This window comes from Polaromonas eurypsychrophila (assembly GCF_014641715.1).
In the GTDB taxonomy this organism is placed as follows: Bacteria; Pseudomonadota; Gammaproteobacteria; order Burkholderiales; family Burkholderiaceae_C; genus Polaromonas; species Polaromonas eurypsychrophila.
Window position 1 is genome coordinate 170,321 of sequence record NZ_BMIG01000002.1, and the last position, 16,041, is coordinate 186,361.

General features: G+C 60.2%; 11 protein-coding genes. All 11 read right to left on the reverse strand.

Annotated features, from left to right (window positions below):
- Positions 1 to 7 precede the first annotated feature (7 nt).
- Entirely contained in the window at positions 8 to 1,636 is a 1,629-nt protein-coding gene (locus tag IEX16_RS03260; RefSeq protein ID WP_188706569.1) for an MFS transporter, read from the reverse strand.
- Between the two features lie 121 nt (positions 1,637 to 1,757).
- On the reverse strand, positions 1,758 to 3,020 hold the full coding sequence (locus IEX16_RS03265; RefSeq protein WP_188706570.1) for an MFS transporter: 1,263 nt from the start codon (positions 3,018 to 3,020) through the stop codon (positions 1,758 to 1,760).
- A gap of 160 nt (positions 3,021 to 3,180) precedes the next feature.
- Positions 3,181 to 3,906, reverse strand: coding sequence for a response regulator (locus tag IEX16_RS03270; RefSeq protein WP_188706572.1), 726 nt, complete (start codon positions 3,904 to 3,906; stop codon positions 3,181 to 3,183).
- Positions 3,906 to 5,834 carry a type IV pili methyl-accepting chemotaxis transducer N-terminal domain-containing protein gene (locus IEX16_RS03275; protein WP_188706575.1) on the reverse strand — a complete coding sequence of 643 codons (1,929 nt, stop codon included), beginning with the start codon at positions 5,832 to 5,834 and terminating at the stop codon, positions 3,906 to 3,908. The genes IEX16_RS03270 and IEX16_RS03275 overlap by 1 nt, the downstream gene beginning before the upstream one ends.
- A gap of 370 nt (positions 5,835 to 6,204) precedes the next feature.
- Complete coding sequence (locus tag IEX16_RS03280) at positions 6,205 to 7,143, reverse strand: SWIM zinc finger family protein (RefSeq protein ID WP_229676147.1); 939 nt, start codon at positions 7,141 to 7,143, stop codon at positions 6,205 to 6,207.
- A 21-nt stretch (positions 7,144 to 7,164) separates the two neighbouring features.
- Positions 7,165 to 9,180 (reverse strand): DEAD/DEAH box helicase, encoded by a 2,016-nt coding sequence (locus IEX16_RS03285; RefSeq protein ID WP_373288275.1) that lies wholly within the window; start codon positions 9,178 to 9,180, stop codon positions 7,165 to 7,167.
- Positions 9,181 to 10,388: 1,208 nt separating this feature from the next.
- Positions 10,389 to 11,525, reverse strand: a complete 1,137-nt coding sequence (gene holA / locus IEX16_RS03290; RefSeq protein WP_188706578.1) for a DNA polymerase III subunit delta — start codon at positions 11,523 to 11,525, stop codon at positions 10,389 to 10,391.
- Positions 11,526 to 11,561: 36 nt separating this feature from the next.
- The gene (locus IEX16_RS03295; protein WP_188706580.1) at positions 11,562 to 12,062 is read right to left on the reverse strand and encodes an LPS-assembly lipoprotein LptE; all 501 of its coding nucleotides are present in this window, start codon (positions 12,060 to 12,062) and stop codon (positions 11,562 to 11,564) included.
- Between the two features lie 11 nt (positions 12,063 to 12,073).
- Positions 12,074 to 14,722, reverse strand: coding sequence for a leucine--tRNA ligase (leuS, locus tag IEX16_RS03300; RefSeq protein WP_188706582.1), 2,649 nt, complete (start codon positions 14,720 to 14,722; stop codon positions 12,074 to 12,076).
- 99 nt (positions 14,723 to 14,821) lie between these two features.
- Complete coding sequence (locus IEX16_RS03305) at positions 14,822 to 15,262, reverse strand: ExbD/TolR family protein (protein WP_188706584.1); 441 nt, start codon at positions 15,260 to 15,262, stop codon at positions 14,822 to 14,824.
- The gene (locus IEX16_RS03310; RefSeq protein ID WP_188706586.1) at positions 15,259 to 16,014 is read right to left on the reverse strand and encodes a MotA/TolQ/ExbB proton channel family protein; all 756 of its coding nucleotides are present in this window, start codon (positions 16,012 to 16,014) and stop codon (positions 15,259 to 15,261) included. The genes IEX16_RS03305 and IEX16_RS03310 overlap by 4 nt, the downstream gene beginning before the upstream one ends.
- Between the last annotated feature and the right edge of the window lie 27 nt (positions 16,015 to 16,041).

A 16,041-nucleotide genomic window follows, 5' to 3' on the forward strand; every position in this document is an offset into this window, starting at 1 on the left:
GCAAAAGTCAGGGGTTCTTGATCTCGGCACCCGGGCGCAGGTAGAACCACCAGTTCAGCACCAGACAAAGGGCATAAAAAATGGAAAAGCCATACATCGCGTGTTCAGGGGTTCCGGCCTTGATCTGGGCGCCAATCACCACCGGGGCAATGAAGGCACCGTAGGCAGCGATGGCTGAAGTCCAGCCGAGCACCGGGCCGGCTTGCTGGCGGTCAAAAATGACGCCTATGGTGCGAAAGGTCGATCCATTGCCGATGCCGCTGGCCGCAAACAGCACGACAAACAACACCATGAATAGCAAAAAGTATTCTTCGGGCGTGGCCGACTTGTAGGCCAGCAGCATGACGTAACCCACGCCCGCAGAAGCTACCACCATCACGGCAGAAATGATCTGTGTGACGATGGAGCCGCCCACCTTGTCGGACACCCAGCCACCCACCGGACGGATCAGCGCGCCTACAAACGGGCCTATCCATGCGAAAGTCAGAGCCGAGGGTGCATTCGGGTTTTTTATCGCGTGTTGCATGACACCTGCGGCGTCCGGCACGTGGCTGATGCCAAAGATCACCGTGATGGCCAGCGGCAAGGCCATCGAAAAGCCTATGAATGAGCCAAAGGTCACGATGTACAGCAGCGTCAGCGACCAGGTGTGTTTGTTACTGAAGATCGCAAACTGCTTGGTGATATTTTCCTTCATCGTGCCAAAGGCTGTGAGTTTGAGCACCAGCAATGTGCTTGCCACAATCAATGGCATGGCGATCCACATATTGAGCAGACCCAGACCGGTAGGTTTGGGCAGGTAGAGGTACAGTCCGATACCCGCCGGCACAAACGACAACGTGTAGAGCCAGATGATTTTGAGAAAGGCCGGGATCGTGCCGCCAATGGCAGGAGAGACAGTCTTCAGGTTGTTCATGCCGAAGAAGCAAATGACGGACAGCGGCACCAGTGACAACAGCCAGGCAAAACCGGCGTTCTGTATCCAGGTGGGTGTGCCCGCAACAATCTTTCCGAAAATCCAGCCACTGTCTTTGACGAGGAGAGCAGACTCACCACCAAAGCTACCGAAGAGGCTCACCGTCATGACCAGCGGAATGACGATTTGCATGGTCGTCACGCCAAAGTTGCCCAGACCTGCATTCAGGCCGAGTGCCGTGCCCTGCAGTCGCTTGGGGAAAAAAGTACTGATGTTGGACATGGAACTGGCGAAGTTTCCGCCACCCACGCCACACCACAAGGCCATCAGCTGAAAGGACCACAGCGGCCACTCGGGATGCTGAAGCACGATACCGGTGCCGATGGCCGGCGCCAACAACATCGAAGTTGTCAGGAAGATAGTGTTGCGCCCACCGGCCAGCCGAATCAGGAAGGACGCCGGTATGCGCATGGTGGCGCCGGCCAGCCCTGCAATCGCGGTCAAGGTGAACAGCTCAGCCTGGGTAAAAGGAAAGCCCAGGTTCAGCATCTGCACCGTGATGATGCCCCACATGCCCCAGACAGCAAAGCCGCAAAGCAGGCTGGGCACAGAGATCCAGAGGTTGCGGTAAGCAATGCGTTTGCCGGTGCTCTCCCAGAACTTTTCGTCCTCGGGCTGCCAGTCGGCAATGTCGGTGCTGGAATTGGTTTTTGTAGTCATGGTGCTTGTTGAAGTAGCGTGGTTTTGTGTTCACCGTACAAGGTGCATGCGTTGCGGTCTGTGCGTCAACGCACCCGCGAGCGACCTGTTTGGAGTTGATTTGTAAAGAGACACTTTTCATTCAGACCAATGCCCCTGCGGCGTTTTTGCCCATCACCTCGGTGCGGCGCACCTCCGTCCAGTACATCCAGAGCAGTGAAACCCAGACCACCCCATACATGAACATGAAGGCGCTAGACCGAATGCCTGTTACATCCATCAACACGCCAAAAATGATCGGCAAGACAAAGCCGCCCAGGCCACCCGCCAGCCCGACAATGCCGCTGACCGCGCCGATGTTGGCGCCGTAGTCGTCGCTGATGTATTTGAAAACACTTGCCTTGCCGAAGGCCCAGGCAATGCCCAGCAGAAACATCAGCGCCGTGAAGGTGTAAACGTTCAGGCCAATGTGGAAGGTCGCCGGGCCGTTGACGGTGAGGATGGTGAAGTCGGTCTGCGGATAGGACAGCAGAAACAGACAGACCCAACTCACCCACATCACCCACCATGTCACGCTGTGCGCGCCGTACTTGTCCGACAGAACACCGCCAAACGCGCGCAGTGCACCACCCGGCAACGAGAAGCAGGCTGCTAGCAAGGCCGCGACGCGGATGTCCAGACCAAACTCGCCCACGTAGTACTGCACCATCCACAGCGACAAGGCCACGTAACCACCGAACACAATGCTGTAGTACTGGCAGTACTTGATGACCTTCGGGTCTTTGAGTAGCTTGAGCTGGTCACTGAACTTGACGTGGCTGGGCACCAGGTGGGTGGGGTCGCTGTGGCTGAACAGCCAGAACAGCACCAGCGCACCCAGCATGATGACCGCGTACACCTGCGGCACCATGGCCCAGCCAAAAGCCACCAGCAGCACAGGCGCCACAAATTTGTTGACAGCGGCGCCAGAGTTGCCGGCGCCGTACACACCCATCGCCATGCCCTGGCGATTTTTTGGGAACCAGCGTGCCACGTAGGGCGTGCCGACAGAGAACGAACCGCCAGCCAGACCGACAAACAGTCCAATCACCAAAAAGTGCCAATATACCGTGGCGTAACTCATGAGCCAGATCGCCGGGATGGTGGTGGCCATGAGGATGGCCATGACGATGCGCCCACCGTAGCGGTCGGTCCAGATGCCCAGCGGAACGCGGATCAAAGACCCCGTCAGCACTGGCGTGGCCGCGAGCAGGCCAAACTCGGTGGCGTTGAGGTTGAGCATCTTCTTGATCGGGATGCCGATAACGCCAAACATCATCCAGACCATGAAACAAACCGTGAAAGCCAGCGTGCTGACGATCAGTACCGACCATGCTTTTTTCGAGTTACCCAGTTCAGAGGCCATGCAGTTTCTCCAGACACATGGCATGACTGTCGGCCTTCACGGGGTTCTTGAACATCCTCCTTTGGAACGTCAGGATGGGACAAAAAAGACGATGGCGACCGAGGTCGCCATCGTTCTGAAGAACTACGCGGGGTTCAATCTGAAGGCTTGTTGATCTGCGTCAAAGCAGGTCACGGCCAGCCGCGTATACGGCGGCTTGAACCCTTGAGCTGAGTTGCAATTTGCGCAGAATGTGCTGCACGTGAACCTTCACCGTGGTTTGCTCAATGGCGAGTTGGCGTGCTATCACCTTATTACTCGCGCCCTGTGCAATCAGCGCCAGGACTTCGCGCTCGCGGCCCGACAGCAAGGCAAGGACTGAATCCGCCTGCTGGGCCGATGGTGGAACCGCTACTGTACCGCTTGAAAGCTCCCCGGGCACCTCGCCGGAGGCAGGCACCGGCGCCTTGGATCTGAAGGCAAGCACCAGTTTGGTCATCATCTCCGGGCTGACGACAGATTCCCCGTCCAACACCTTGATGATGGACTCGGACAAGTGGTCTAGCTCCACGGTCTTGAGCAGGTAACCCTCGGCGCCGGCCTGCAGCGCCGCCGCCAGATCGTCCTCGTTTTCGCTGACCGTCAGCATCAGGATGCGGGTACCCGGCGCCGCTTCCTTGAGCGCCGCGATGCCGTCCACGCCCCGCACACCGGGCAGGTGGTTGTCCAGCAGGATCAGATCGGGCTGGCTGCGTTCCAGGCAGCGCAGCGCCTCGCCGATGTCGCCGGCCTCGGCAGCCACCTCGAAGCGACCATCTTGCGAGAGCAGCGCAACAAGTCCGCGGCGAAACAGGTTGTGGTCGTCCACCACCAGCAACTGAACAGTCTTTGTGGAAGTGCCCCGCATCACGCGCCTGCCCTCTGCTCTTGCAGCTCGGCCGGCATAGGCGCCTTCGCTGACAGACCACCCACTTCCGGATGTGGCGGCAGCGTCAGCGTGACAGCGCTCCCTTCCCCAGCTACCGACACGATGTCCAACTCGGCGCCAATACGCCCAGCCCGCTCGCGCATGATGTTCAGCCCGACATGCGAGTCCCCGGGGTACTTCTGGGTGTCGAAACCGGCGCCATTGTCCCGCACCACAAATCGCCAGTGCGCGCCTTTGGCTACCTCCAGATCCACTTGCGTGGCGCCGGCATGTTTGCGTACATTGGACAGCGCCTCCTGCAGCACATGCAACACCTGCACCTGAACGTCAGAAGGCAGCGGCAGCCCATGTCCGTGGACCTGCAACCTTGCGGACAAGCCCGCCTGACTCTGAAACTTCTGCAGGGTTTCCTGCAGCGCCTGCTCGATGTCATCGGTGTTGGTGCGCGTGCGGAAGTGCACCAGTAGCTCGCGAACGTCACCAATACTTTCGCGTAGCCCGATGTCCAGTTCGTCAAGTGCGCCGTGTATCTGCGACGCTTGCCCCTTTTGCACGGCTGCACGCAGCAACTGCACCTGGATCTTCAGGAAAGCCAGGGACTGGGCAATCGAATCATGCAGATTGCGCGCCAGCAAGGCACGCTCCTCCGCGACCGCCGCTTCCCGGTCCAGGGCATCGGCGCGCAAGCCCTCCAGCGAGCTGGCGAGGTGACTGGCCAGTGAATCCAGCAGCTCTATTTCGTCGGCGTTCAGCAAAATGGGGCTTCGAAAGAACAGGTTGAATTCTCCGAGCAAACGTTGCTGCAGACGGATCGGAACACTGACGACGCTTTCATAGCCGACCTTGGCGCAATGACGTATCGGCGCATCGTCGTGACTGAGGATAGGAATGACCCGGGTGCGTGCATCCGGGCGCAAGTTGCCGCACGCACAGGCCCCGGCCAGCAAGCTGCGCTCTTCTTCCACCAGGTCCTGCGGGAAGCAGTCGGACGCCAGCATCAGGTAACGCTGGTTGACATCATCCGACCACCTGACCGTTGCCGCATCGGCCTTCATCACCGAGCGCACACGCTGCGCAAAGCCCTGCGCCAGTTCATCGATGCTGCCCGCCTGTGCCAGGAAAGCGCTGACTTTGTAAAGCGCCTCCAGCCGTGCCCGTTGCGCTTCAATGCGCCGCGTCTTGACTTCCACCTTGGCCTCCAGCCCTTGGTAGAGAGATTGCAGCTTGCTGGCCATGTGGTTGAAACCGGCGGCCACCTGGCCGAATTCGTCAGCGGTATCCACTTCGATGCGTGTCCTGAAATCACCCGACTCCAGCTTGTGCAGGCCCTGCCGAAGTTGTCCCAGAGGATTGATGACATACATATACCCGGTGTAGAGCATGACCACCGCGCCGCCCACCGCCAAAGCCATCATCAAAAGCTGGAACAGGTTCAAGATGGCTGTCAGCCGGGACAGGTGCTGCTCGATCACCAACACCAGGCGGTCACTGGCATCCACAAATTCGTTCCCCGCCTTGAGCAGTACCTGCGCCTGCGGCGGTGGCTCTGCCAGCCACAGCTGTCGCTGGTCGCGCCAGAGTGACTCGACATCGGCGAAGCGCTGGCGCACCTGTTCATCCCACGGAACAAAAAGCGGCCTGGAAGGGTCGCCATCACGCAGCAGCTCCAGGCTTTCCTCGAAACGGACCACCAGGTTCTGCAGTTCAGCACGCTCCACCCCAGCCTGCACCGCACTTGCCAAGCGCCAGGTTTGCATACGCATGCGTCCGGCCTCGTTGACTGCCGCAGACCCGCCCTCAAGCTGCCAAGTCACCCAAAGGGTCAGTCCAATGGAGATCAGCGCGACCACCAACAGGCTTGTACCGATGCGGATGAGTTTCCGGGAGAGCGAGGCGGTCTGCTGCATGCCGCTAGCGTAACGCTGATCAGGGCCACGCGCCATGCGCGCGCAAGGCGCTGTCGCAAGATCAGGGTTTGAGCTTGCCTTTTAGCTGCGGGGTCTACGGTCCGACACCAGCGGCGTGCGCACGCGACACTCATGCGTTTAGCCGCTGGTAGCGGTGCATTCTGGCGTCGCAGCAAGATGGGCAACCTCAAAACGCTCTGTTTTTGATAACTGTTGGCGCACTATCCATAAGGACTGAGGCCGTTTTTGACATAAATCCAGGGTCTGCCTGAGATCGGGAAGGGCGAGGCACCGACCACTCCATTGTCTTTACAACCGTCGGGTTGAGCGGCTCCTTATCGCGTCTTCGCCTCCCCGTGCTTTTTTGCAATCATTTTTTTCTTGCCGGTTTCACTGCCGTGGCAGCTTTTCTGGCCACCCCCTGTTTGACTGTCGCCTTTTTGGCGGTGGCTTTCACAGCCGCTACTTTTTTGACAGCAGGCTTCTTCGCGGCAAGCTTGCCGGGCACCACTTTGCTGGCAGAGACTTTTTGAAGCACTGCTTTTTTGCCCGCCATCTTCTTGGCAGCCACCGGCTTGACGGGCAACACCTCATCAAGCGGTTCGGCCATGTCCAGACCAAACACGTCGCCAAGAAAGGCATCATCAAGTACTTTGGCAAATTCTGGCGCTGTGCGTTTTGTCGCAAGGCCGCTGCCTGCCGCCTGAATCAGCTCCTTGGCATCAACGTTGCACAAGGTAAACAAAAGCTCGGGCTGGTGGTCGAGCCTGGCGCCTACGCCGTAGAGCACGGCCGCCACATGTTTGCACATGTCGGCCCAGTCAGGGCAGCTACAGCTGAATTTGAGGGCCGTGGCGCTTGGCATTAGACCCGTGCCGGGCTGGCACAGGCGCTGCATCACCGACGTTGACAGCTTGCCCTGCAAAATCTCCACGAGCGATGCAATCGATCCGGAACAGTCTTTGCAAATGGACTTCCATTGCGCTGGCGCTACCGGTTTGACTGTGACCTCGACTTTATACAACGAAGAACCCACCACCAGTGCATTGACCTTGCCAGCACTGATCTGCAGGTCAATCACCGAGCCATTGCGCACATAAGTGCGGCCGCGTGGCAGGCGGTTGTCATAGTCGCTGTGGGCTTCGAGGTTGTCGCACCAGTTTTTGCCCCATGCGGTTTTGGCCAGCGCACCACGGTAGGCGGCGATGGGGTACAGCTTGCCGGCCTTTTTGGCTTTGGTTGCGGTTTTTTCGGCCTGTTTTTGCCGGGCGCCCACAGAGACATAGGGTTTCCAGCCGTAATAACTCATGTGTTGTCTTTCTTCGCGTTATCAGTTGTCCTGTGCCGTGTGGATGTCCAGCCTGACAAGGTTGAGCAGTTCGGCATCGCTCAATTCAGTCAATTGCAGCTCCGCACCGCCTTCAAGCACATCTTGCACCAGCTGCTTTTTGCTTTCAATCAACTGGTCGATGCGGTCTTCCACTGTGCCCTGGCAGACAAACTTGTGTACCAGCACATTGTGTTTTTGTCCGATGCGAAAGGCGCGGTCGGTCGCCTGGTTTTCAACCGCCGGGTTCCACCAGCGGTCAAAGTGAATGACATGCGACGCCGCCGTCAGGTTCAGCCCGGCACCGCCGGCCTTGATGGACAGCACAAAAAACGGCGTGAGCTCATCGTCCTGAAAACGTTTGACCAGCGCCTGCCGTTTGGCCACCGGTGTACCGCCATGCAACACCAGGCCTTCGCGACCAAAAATACTGCCCAGAAAGGCGGCCAATGGTTCGGCGGTTTCACGGAACTGGGTAAATACCAGCACTTTTTCCTGCTTCGCGGCAATCACTTCCACCAGCTCGCGCAGGCGGGCAAATTTGCCGCTGTCAGCTTCGGCCCAGGCACCGTCACCCAGCCACTGCGACGGGTGGTTGCAAATCTGTTTGAAGCGCATCAGGTAAGACAACACCAGACCTTTGCGCTGCATGCCGCCGGTGTCTTCTAGCGCGGCAGCCAGTTCCTTGACAGCGCGCTGGTACAAGGCGGCCTGCGCCGGGCTCAGGTGGCAAAAGGCTTTGAGTTCGGTTTTGTCGGGCAGGTCGGCAATCACACGCTTGTCGGTTTTCATGCGGCGCAAGATGTAAGGCTGCACCAGGCTGCGCAGCGGGCCAAAGTGTTCTGCCTGCGCCAGCCGTTTGGTGAACTGGGTAAACGCCTTGCTGCTGCCCAGCAAACCGGGGTGGGTAAAGTCAAAAATCGACCACAAGTCAGACAAACGGTTTTCTACCGGTGTGCCGGTCAGTGCAATGCGCGAGCCAGCCAGCAATTTTTTGACCTGCCGGGTTTGCTGGGCACCGGGGTTTTTGATGGCCTGCGCCTCATCGACCACCACCAGCCGCCACTGCACGGCTTGCAGTTCAGGCAGGCGCGCCAGGCTGCCATAACTGGTCACAACCAGATCATGCGTGGCCAACTGGCTGGCATCGAGCACTTTCAAATCAGCCATCGGCATGGCCGAAGGGTGCGCTACCAGCAGGCGCAGGCTGGGTGCAAAACGCGCGGCTTCTGCCGCCCAGTTGGCCAGCAGTGAGGCCGGCACCACCAGCAGGCTGGGCTGATGTGTGTTTTTGGCCGCTGCTGACTCTTCTTGAAGCACCAGCAGCAAAGACAAAACCTGAATCGTTTTACCCAGCCCCATGTCGTCAGCCAGGCAGGCACCCAGGCCCAGCCGAGTCAGCAGATACAACCAGCGCACGCCGGCTTCCTGGTACGGGCGCAGCGTGGCTTTCAGCGCTGCGCCGGGGCTGACGCAGGCCAGGCCCGCGGGCTGGCGCAGGCCTTGCAGCGTCTGGGCCAGCCAGGGGCCAGCGACCAGCTCTGACCAGTCGGCATCGTCAGATTCATCAGCCGGGCCAATGCCGTCCAGCGATGCGCCCGCTACCAGCCGCAAGGCTTCGGCAAAGGGCAGACCGTTGGCTGCAGCTTTTTCAATCGCCTCAAAACGCTGCAGCAGCCGCTCCAGCGACTTTTTGCTCACTTCCACCCAACGGCCACGCAGCAGTTGCAAACCATCACCTCCCTTGAGCAGCGCCGTGATGTCGGCGGCGCTCAAGGTTTCACCATCGAGCGACACCTCCATGCTGAAGTCCAGCAACGCACCAGCTCCCAGCAATGATGGCGGGCGCGCGCCCACGCTGCCTTTGGCGCTGGGGCGGCTGGGCCTGCCCGCCTTCCATACGCCAGGCGTCCGCACCACGATACCGGCGGCTTCGAGCTGGCCCACATCACGCAAAAAAGCATACGCCTGCTCGGGGCTCCAGCGCAGCGGGTGGTAGATGCCGCCTTCTTTCACCATCTCATCGAGCCACGCGCAATGCGTTGCGGCGCGCTGCACTGGCAGCAGCAAAGACAGCAACTGCGCCTGCTGCCCGGCGCCAGCAAACTCGGCCAACGCGCGTGACAGCGGCTGGTGCTGCGCCTTGCCTGCGGCAGACAAGCCTGCGGTGTAGGTCGCCAGAAAAGCAAACGGGTAGTCCGGGTCTTTGCGGTTTTCAGCCAGATTGAAATGCACCCGGCCCACCATGTTCCAGATCGGGTGACGGGTTTTTAAAAAATCCTGCAGCGGCAATGCAGACGCAGCCAGTTCAACCGCCAGGGCGGTATCCATATCCTGCCAAAGCGCAGCAAGCACCTGAGCCGTGAGGTATTCGGCACCCTGCATGGGCGGTGCGTCGGCAACCCTGGCCTCCAGACGTTCAGCTGTGGGCAGGGCCACCGTGAAAGGCTTTGCAGCGCCTGCAACTTCGGGTAGGGCGCAAAGCGCCGTCACATAACTGGCCGCAAAATCACGCCACCAGCCCCACACCGGCGGCAACACGTGGTCAACACAGTTTGACCCTAGCTGCAGCAACCCGTGTCCGGCACCGCGCCCAAAGGCCTGCGCCAATTCAGTGCTTGTTTTTTCGGCCAGCAAAGTTGCATCGGCCTGAGGCAGCGCCAACAGGTGCCCGCGCGGGCTGAGTTGCAGGGCCAGGCGCAAAGACAGATCGGTCAAGGACGACTGCACAATCAGCTCTTGCTTGCTACTCTTTTGATAGCTGTCCGCGCAAGTAGTACCGGGGAAGAAGCCAATTTTGACTGCGAACGTGTGACCATCGGGCGCTCAACATCTCCCGTGTTATCCCGCACTTGGCCCGGCATCCACCACCGATGGGTCACCCTCATTTGTCGCCGTTCCGGGCCAGACTTGCGGCTTTCATGGCATCCACTATCTTCATGGTTTCCACACTCACGGTCGTCACGCGCCTCAACAGGTCTATCACCTTGTCTTTGTAATCGGCAAAGCGGTAGGTGTCGAATTTCTCGCGAATAGTCGGGTCGCGCTGCCGCTGACGCGACGAATGATGTCAAGCTGCTTGAGGTAGTCGTTGATCAGTAGCTGACTCATGGGGGTCCTGTGAGGCTCATTGACAAACTGTTGCGCCTGGTTTCAGCGATAAAAAACGGCTCTGGGGTAACAAAAACGGGGACAATGCGCTATCAAAATCATTGTGTTGGCATTCTCTACCCGGTGTAGCCAGTTACGGTGGCGCGAGCTCCCGTCGTGCCCTTGGACAAGCGCGAAGGTCCGGCGCATTCCTTGCAAACCATCCCCGCCAGCCGGTGCAGTGACTGCCAGCCGCTTGCGGGCCAGTCGGGTTGCTTGAGGCCCTTGACGATGCCGTCCACCTTGTGCGCGGCGTTCAGTAAATTGGCCAGGCTGGTGTCGCTGATTTGGGGCAACACGCGTTCGAACAGTTTTTCCTTGATGCCCCAGACGCGGTTTTCGCGCAGCGCCATCGGCATGGGCCGGCCGGCTTGAATAGCATCTTTGACACGCTTCAGGCTGCGGATGTCTTCGGCCAGCGCCCAGTGCACCAGCACCTCGGACTCGCCTTCGGACTGCAGACCGTCCAGCATGCGCTGCACACGAACCGCCTGCCCGCCCAGAACCGCTTCGGACAACTTGAAGACGTCGTAACGCGCCACATTGAGCACCGCGTTTTCGACCTGGTCGAAGCTGAGCACGGCCGAGGTCTCGTCAGCGCCGGGCGGATGAAGCAGGCCCAGCTTCTGGATCTCCTGGTGCGCGGCCAACAGGTTGCCTTCAACACGGTCGGCAAAAAATTGCAGCGTGCGCTGGCCTTCTTCACCCGTCGCCACGCGCTGGCCTTGTTGCTGCAGGCGCTGGGCAATCCAGGCCGGCAGGCTACGCCTGTCGATGGGGTCGAATTTGACGGTGGTGCCGAAACTTTCCAACGCACCGAACCATGCGCCCTTGGTCGTCATGCTGTCCAGCCTGGGCAGCAGCACCAGGGTTAGCGTGCTGTCGTCGCCTCCCTCCTTGCCAGCGCGCTCGGCAATCTGCTGCAGCGCGGCTGAGCCGTCCTTGCCCGGCTTGCCGCTGGGGATGCGAATTTCGATGATCTGCTTATCGGCGAACAGGCTCAGCGATCCGCCGCTGGCCAGCACCTCGCTCCAGTCAAAATGTGCCCCGGCGACGGTGTGCACCGTGCGTTCGGTGTAGCCCTGCTCGCGTGCAGCCGCGCGCAAGGCATCGGCAAACTCCTGCACCAGCAAGGGCTCGTCGCCATGCAGGGTGTAGAGCGGCTTCAGCCCGCGCTGCAAATGCTGCTGGAGCTGAGTAGGCGCGAGCTGCATGTTTGGAAGTTCAGACGACGAGTGGCGCAGCCATGCTCACAGCTCTTTCAGCGCCGCGAGACGACGCAGCACCTGCTGGACGATGTCGCTTTGCATGTCGCGGTAGAGCAATTGCTCTTCGGTCTCTTTCGCCAGCACCGCCGATTCATTAAAACTGATGTCGCGCTGGATCAGGATCTCCGTCGGCGGAATCAGGCGCTTGCCCGCCAGCGTGCGCAGCTGGAAATTAAACCGGGTGCGCAACTGGAACTCGCGCACCTGCCCGGAAGCATTGACACCGACCACGGTTTTCTCGCGCTGGTCCACCAGCACATCAAAGATCACATCGGCCTGATCTATCAAGCGGGGGTCGCGGATCACCTTCACCGTGCCGCCCGCCTCCAGGTTGCGGTTGAACTCTGTACCCAGCGTCGAGCCTTCCGCCGCTGTGTTGAACAGGGTCTTGAAGGCATAGTTAGGCGCCTGGCGCAGCGCAAAACCGCAGGCGCTGAGCCCGGCAACTGCCATGGCGGCAAGCAGAAAAACGCGACGATGCATGGTGCTTTCCTTCAGATGACGATGTTGACCAGACGACCTGGCACCACGATAACCTTTTTTGCGAGCGCGCCGGCAGCCAGTTTGACAAAAGCGTCCGACGCCAGCGCCGCCGCCTCAATCGCAGACTTGTCCGCGCCAGTGGGCACGGTGACCGATCCGCGCAGCTTGCCGTTGATCTGCAGCACCAGCTCGATCTCGTCCTGCACCAATGCCAAGGCATCCACTTCGGGCCAGGGTGCGTCAAGCAGATCGCCATGGTCCTTCGCAAACCCGAGCTCTGCCCACAAAGCATTCGCCACATGGGGAGTCGCCGGGTACAAGCAGCGCAGCAAAATTCCCATGCCTTCGCGCAACGCGAACGCCGAGCCACTGGAAGGCTGGCCTTTGAAGTCTTCGAGTGCGTTCAGCAACTTCATGCCGCCCGACACCACCGTGTTGTATTGCATGCGCTGGTAGTCGTAATCAATCTGCTTGAGCACTGTGTGGATCTCGCGACGCAGCGCCTGCGCTTCCTTGTCAAATACGGCTCCAGTCCTAATCGGGCGGGCGTCAACAGCTCCTGAATTCATAGCGTTCAGCTTGACCCCGAAATTCCAGACGCGGCGCAGGAAGCGGTAGGAGCCCTCCACCCCCGCGTCATTCCACTCCAGCGTGGCTTCTGGCGGCGATGTGAACATGGTGTACAGGCGCGCGGTGTCGGCGCCGTACTTTTCGATCAGATCCTGCGGATCGACGCCGTTGTTCTTGCTTTTGCTCATGGTGCCCACGCCTTCGTAGCTCACCATCGAACCATCCTTGCGCAGCTTGGCGCCGGTGACCTTGCCATGTTCGTCGTGCACATCGTCCACATCGGCCGGCCAGAAATACTCGACACCGCCCTTAGCGCCCTTGCGCGAATAGATGTGATTGAGCACCATGCCCTGCGTCAGCAGCTTGGTAAAAGGCTCGTCGATCTTGACGAGGTCCAGGTCGCGCATGACCTTGGTCCAGAAGCGCGCGTACAGCAGGTGCAGGATGGCGTGTTCGATGCCGCCGATGTACTGGTCCATCGGCATCCAGTAGTCAGCACCCCCGGCGACCATCTTTTCGTCGTTCTTCGGATCGCAATAACGCATGAAGTACCACGACGAATCGACAAAGGTGTCCATGGTGTCGGTTTCGCGGCGCGCCGCTTTGCCGCACACAGGGCAAACCACACCGGCGTGAAAACCTTCATGCTTGGCCAACGGGTTGCCCGAGCCGTCAGGCACGCAGTCCTGCGGCAGGATGACCGGCAAATCTTTTTCCGGCACTGGCACGGCGCCATGCTCATCGCAGTGGATGATGGGAATCGGCGTGCCCCAGTAGCGCTGGCGGCTCACGCCCCAGTCGCGAAGGCGCCAGGTGGTTTTTTTCTCCCCTAAACCCTTGGCGACCAGGTCTACGGCCACCGCATCGACCGCAGCCTTGAAGCCGAGGCCATCGTACTTGCCCGAGTTGACCGCGACGCCCTGCTGCTTGTCACCGTACCAGTCGGCCCATGCGCCGGTACTGTAAGTCTTGCCGGGCACATCGGTGACCTGCTTGATGGGCAGGCGGTATTTTTGGGCAAACTCGAAGTCACGTTCATCGTGCGCAGGCACGCCCATCACCGCGCCGTCGCCGTAACTCATGAGCACATAGTTGCCAACCCAGACTTCAACCAACTCAGCGGTCAGTGGATGCGTGACAAACAAGCCAGTGCGCTGGCCCTTTTTCTCCTGCGTCGCGAGCTCGGCTTCGGTCGTGCCACCGGACTTGCAGTCTTCGATAAAAGCCGCGAGTTTCGGATTCGATGCAGCGGCATGGATGGCCAGCGGGTGTTCGGGCGCCACGGCGCAGAAGGTCACCCCCATGATGGTGTCGGCACGCGTAGTGAAGACATACATCTTGCCGTCGCCGATCAGCGCGCCGAAAGCGTCCTTGATGTCATGCGTGAACGCGAAACGCACGCCTTCACTTTTGCCAATCCAGTTTTCCTGCATCAGCTTGACCCGCTCGGGCCAGCCCGGCAACTTGTTGCTGACGCTGTCGAGCAGCTCTTCGGCATAGTCAGTGATCTTCAGGTAGTAGCCGGGGATCTCGCGCTTTTCAACCACGGCGCCAGTGCGCCAGCCCTTGCCATCGATCACCTGCTCGTTCGCCAGCACGGTCTGGTCCACCGGGTCCCAGTTCACCACCTGGGTCTTGCGGTAGGCAATGCCTTTTTCCAGCATCTTGAGAAACAGCCACTGGTTCCACTTGTAATACGACGGGTCGCAGGTGGCAAGCTCGCGGCTCCAGTCGATTGCCAGGCCCATCGCCTGCATCTGTTTTTTCATGTAAGCGATGTTGTCGTAGGTCCACTTCGCCGGTGGCACGCCGTTTTTCATGGCGGCGTTTTCGGCGGGCAGGCCAAAGGCGTCCCAGCCCATGGGCATGAGCACGTTGTAGCCCTTCATGCGCAAATAACGCGTGAGCATGTCGTTGATGGTGTAGTTGCGCACATGGCCCATGTGCAGTTTGCCACTAGGGTAAGGCAGCATCGAGCAGGCGTAGTACTTCTTCTTGCTGCTGTCTTCTGTGACGCGGTAGGCGCCAGACGCAGTCCATTGGGCCTGCGCACTGCGCTCAACATTGAGGTGGTCGTATTTGTCTTGCATAGCGCGCGGAAAAAAGGAATAGAGAAATAGAAGGGGGCAGCCCATGGCTACCGATTGCAGGGATTTTAGGCGCTGGCCGGGCGGGGCCGAAGCAAGCCTTCAGGGCCGGGCTGCAGGGGCGGGTTCGGCAGCAGCATCAGCCACGAAGCCGATGCGGTTCAGCCCGGCTTTTTGCGCGATACCCATGACTTCAACGATGCGGCCATAAGGCACGGCCTGGTCGGCGCTTAGCTGTACTTCGATGTCCGGGTTGCGGGCGGCGCTTTGCCTGAGACTTTGTGCCAACTGGTCGGCAGACACGGGCTGGTCATTGAGAAAGGCCTGGCCGCGCTTATCAACGACCAAGGTCACAAACTGCGGCACCTCATTGGGTTGCGCAGCGTCGCTTCTGGGCAGTTCCAGTCGGATCGAACTGGCCAGCAGCGGCGCGGTGATGATGAAGATCACCACCAGCACCAGCATCACATCGACCAGCGGGGTGACGTTGATTTCGCTGAAGGGCTGGGCGCCCGGCGTGCGTTCGAGCCGGCCGAAACTCATGTTAGCCGGCCCCCCACGCTTGTCGCTTCGCGAGCCTCCGGCGGTGCGCTGCCCCTTTCACTTGAAAGAGGGGCTAATTTCCCCAAGGCCGGCCCGTCGGAAAATTGATGCCCCACCTCACCGGTCGCAACCAACAGCTCCCGCAAATCGTAGGCAAAACCTTCAAGGGCCGCTTCCATGCGGCTGATGTTGCGCCCGAAAATGTTGTAGGCCAGCACGGCCGGGATGGCCACCGCCAGGCCAGCGGCGGTCATGATCAGGGCCTCGCCGACCGGGCCGGATACCTTGTCGATGGTGATCTGGCCGGCGGCGGCAATGCCCACCAGCGCATGGTAAATACCCCAGACCGTGCCCAACAAGCCCACAAAAGGCGCGGTGGAACCGACGGTGGCCAGCAGCACCTGCCCATACTGCAGCCGATGCAGCACCGCGTGCAAGGCATCGCGAAGCACACGGGTCAATTGTTGGGACCGGTCGCCGGCCGAGGCCAGCGTGCCGGGAGCCTGCAGCCCGACGGCGGCGATCAGGGGCAGTACCAGCGCTTCGCGGTCGAAAGCGGCAACTTTCTGCTGCGCATCGGCCAGCGCAGAAGACTGCCAGAACACCGCCGTGCTGCGAGCCACATCGCTGCTGGCCCGTCTGAGCAGCCAGGCTTTCCAGACGATGGCCACCCAGCTGGCCACGGACATGAGCAGCAGCAGCGCTGCCACCAGTCCGGTCACGGCGTCGCCCTGGGTGATCAGCGAGAACATGAGGCCCCCACGCTCGTCGCTTCGCTA

What these genes read in the sequence shown, in the direction of transcription:
- IEX16_RS03265 (WP_188706570.1), bottom strand. Translation starts at nt 3,020, where the DNA reads ATGGCCTCTGAACTGGGTAACTCGAAAAAAGCATGGTCGGTACTGATC.
- IEX16_RS03270 (WP_188706572.1), bottom strand. Translation starts at nt 3,906, where the DNA reads ATGCGGGGCACTTCCACAAAGACTGTTCAGTTGCTGGTGGTGGACGAC.
- IEX16_RS03305 (WP_188706584.1), bottom strand. Translation starts at nt 15,262, where the DNA reads ATGAGTTTCGGCCGGCTCGAACGCACGCCGGGCGCCCAGCCCTTCAGC.
- IEX16_RS03310 (WP_188706586.1), bottom strand. Translation starts at nt 16,014, where the DNA reads ATGTTCTCGCTGATCACCCAGGGCGACGCCGTGACCGGACTGGTGGCA.
- IEX16_RS03275 (WP_188706575.1), bottom strand. Translation starts at nt 5,834, where the DNA reads ATGCAGCAGACCGCCTCGCTCTCCCGGAAACTCATCCGCATCGGTACA.
- holA (WP_188706578.1), bottom strand. Translation starts at nt 11,525, where the DNA reads ATGCAGCTCGCGCCTACTCAGCTCCAGCAGCATTTGCAGCGCGGGCTG.
- leuS (WP_188706582.1), bottom strand. Translation starts at nt 14,722, where the DNA reads ATGCAAGACAAATACGACCACCTCAATGTTGAGCGCAGTGCGCAGGCC.
- IEX16_RS03295 (WP_188706580.1), bottom strand. Translation starts at nt 12,062, where the DNA reads ATGCATCGTCGCGTTTTTCTGCTTGCCGCCATGGCAGTTGCCGGGCTC.
- IEX16_RS03285 (WP_373288275.1), bottom strand. Translation starts at nt 9,180, where the DNA reads ATGGTGAAAGAAGGCGGCATCTACCACCCGCTGCGCTGGAGCCCCGAG.
- IEX16_RS03260 (WP_188706569.1), bottom strand. Translation starts at nt 1,636, where the DNA reads ATGACTACAAAAACCAATTCCAGCACCGACATTGCCGACTGGCAGCCC.
- IEX16_RS03280 (WP_229676147.1), bottom strand. Translation starts at nt 7,143, where the DNA reads ATGAGTTATTACGGCTGGAAACCCTATGTCTCTGTGGGCGCCCGGCAA.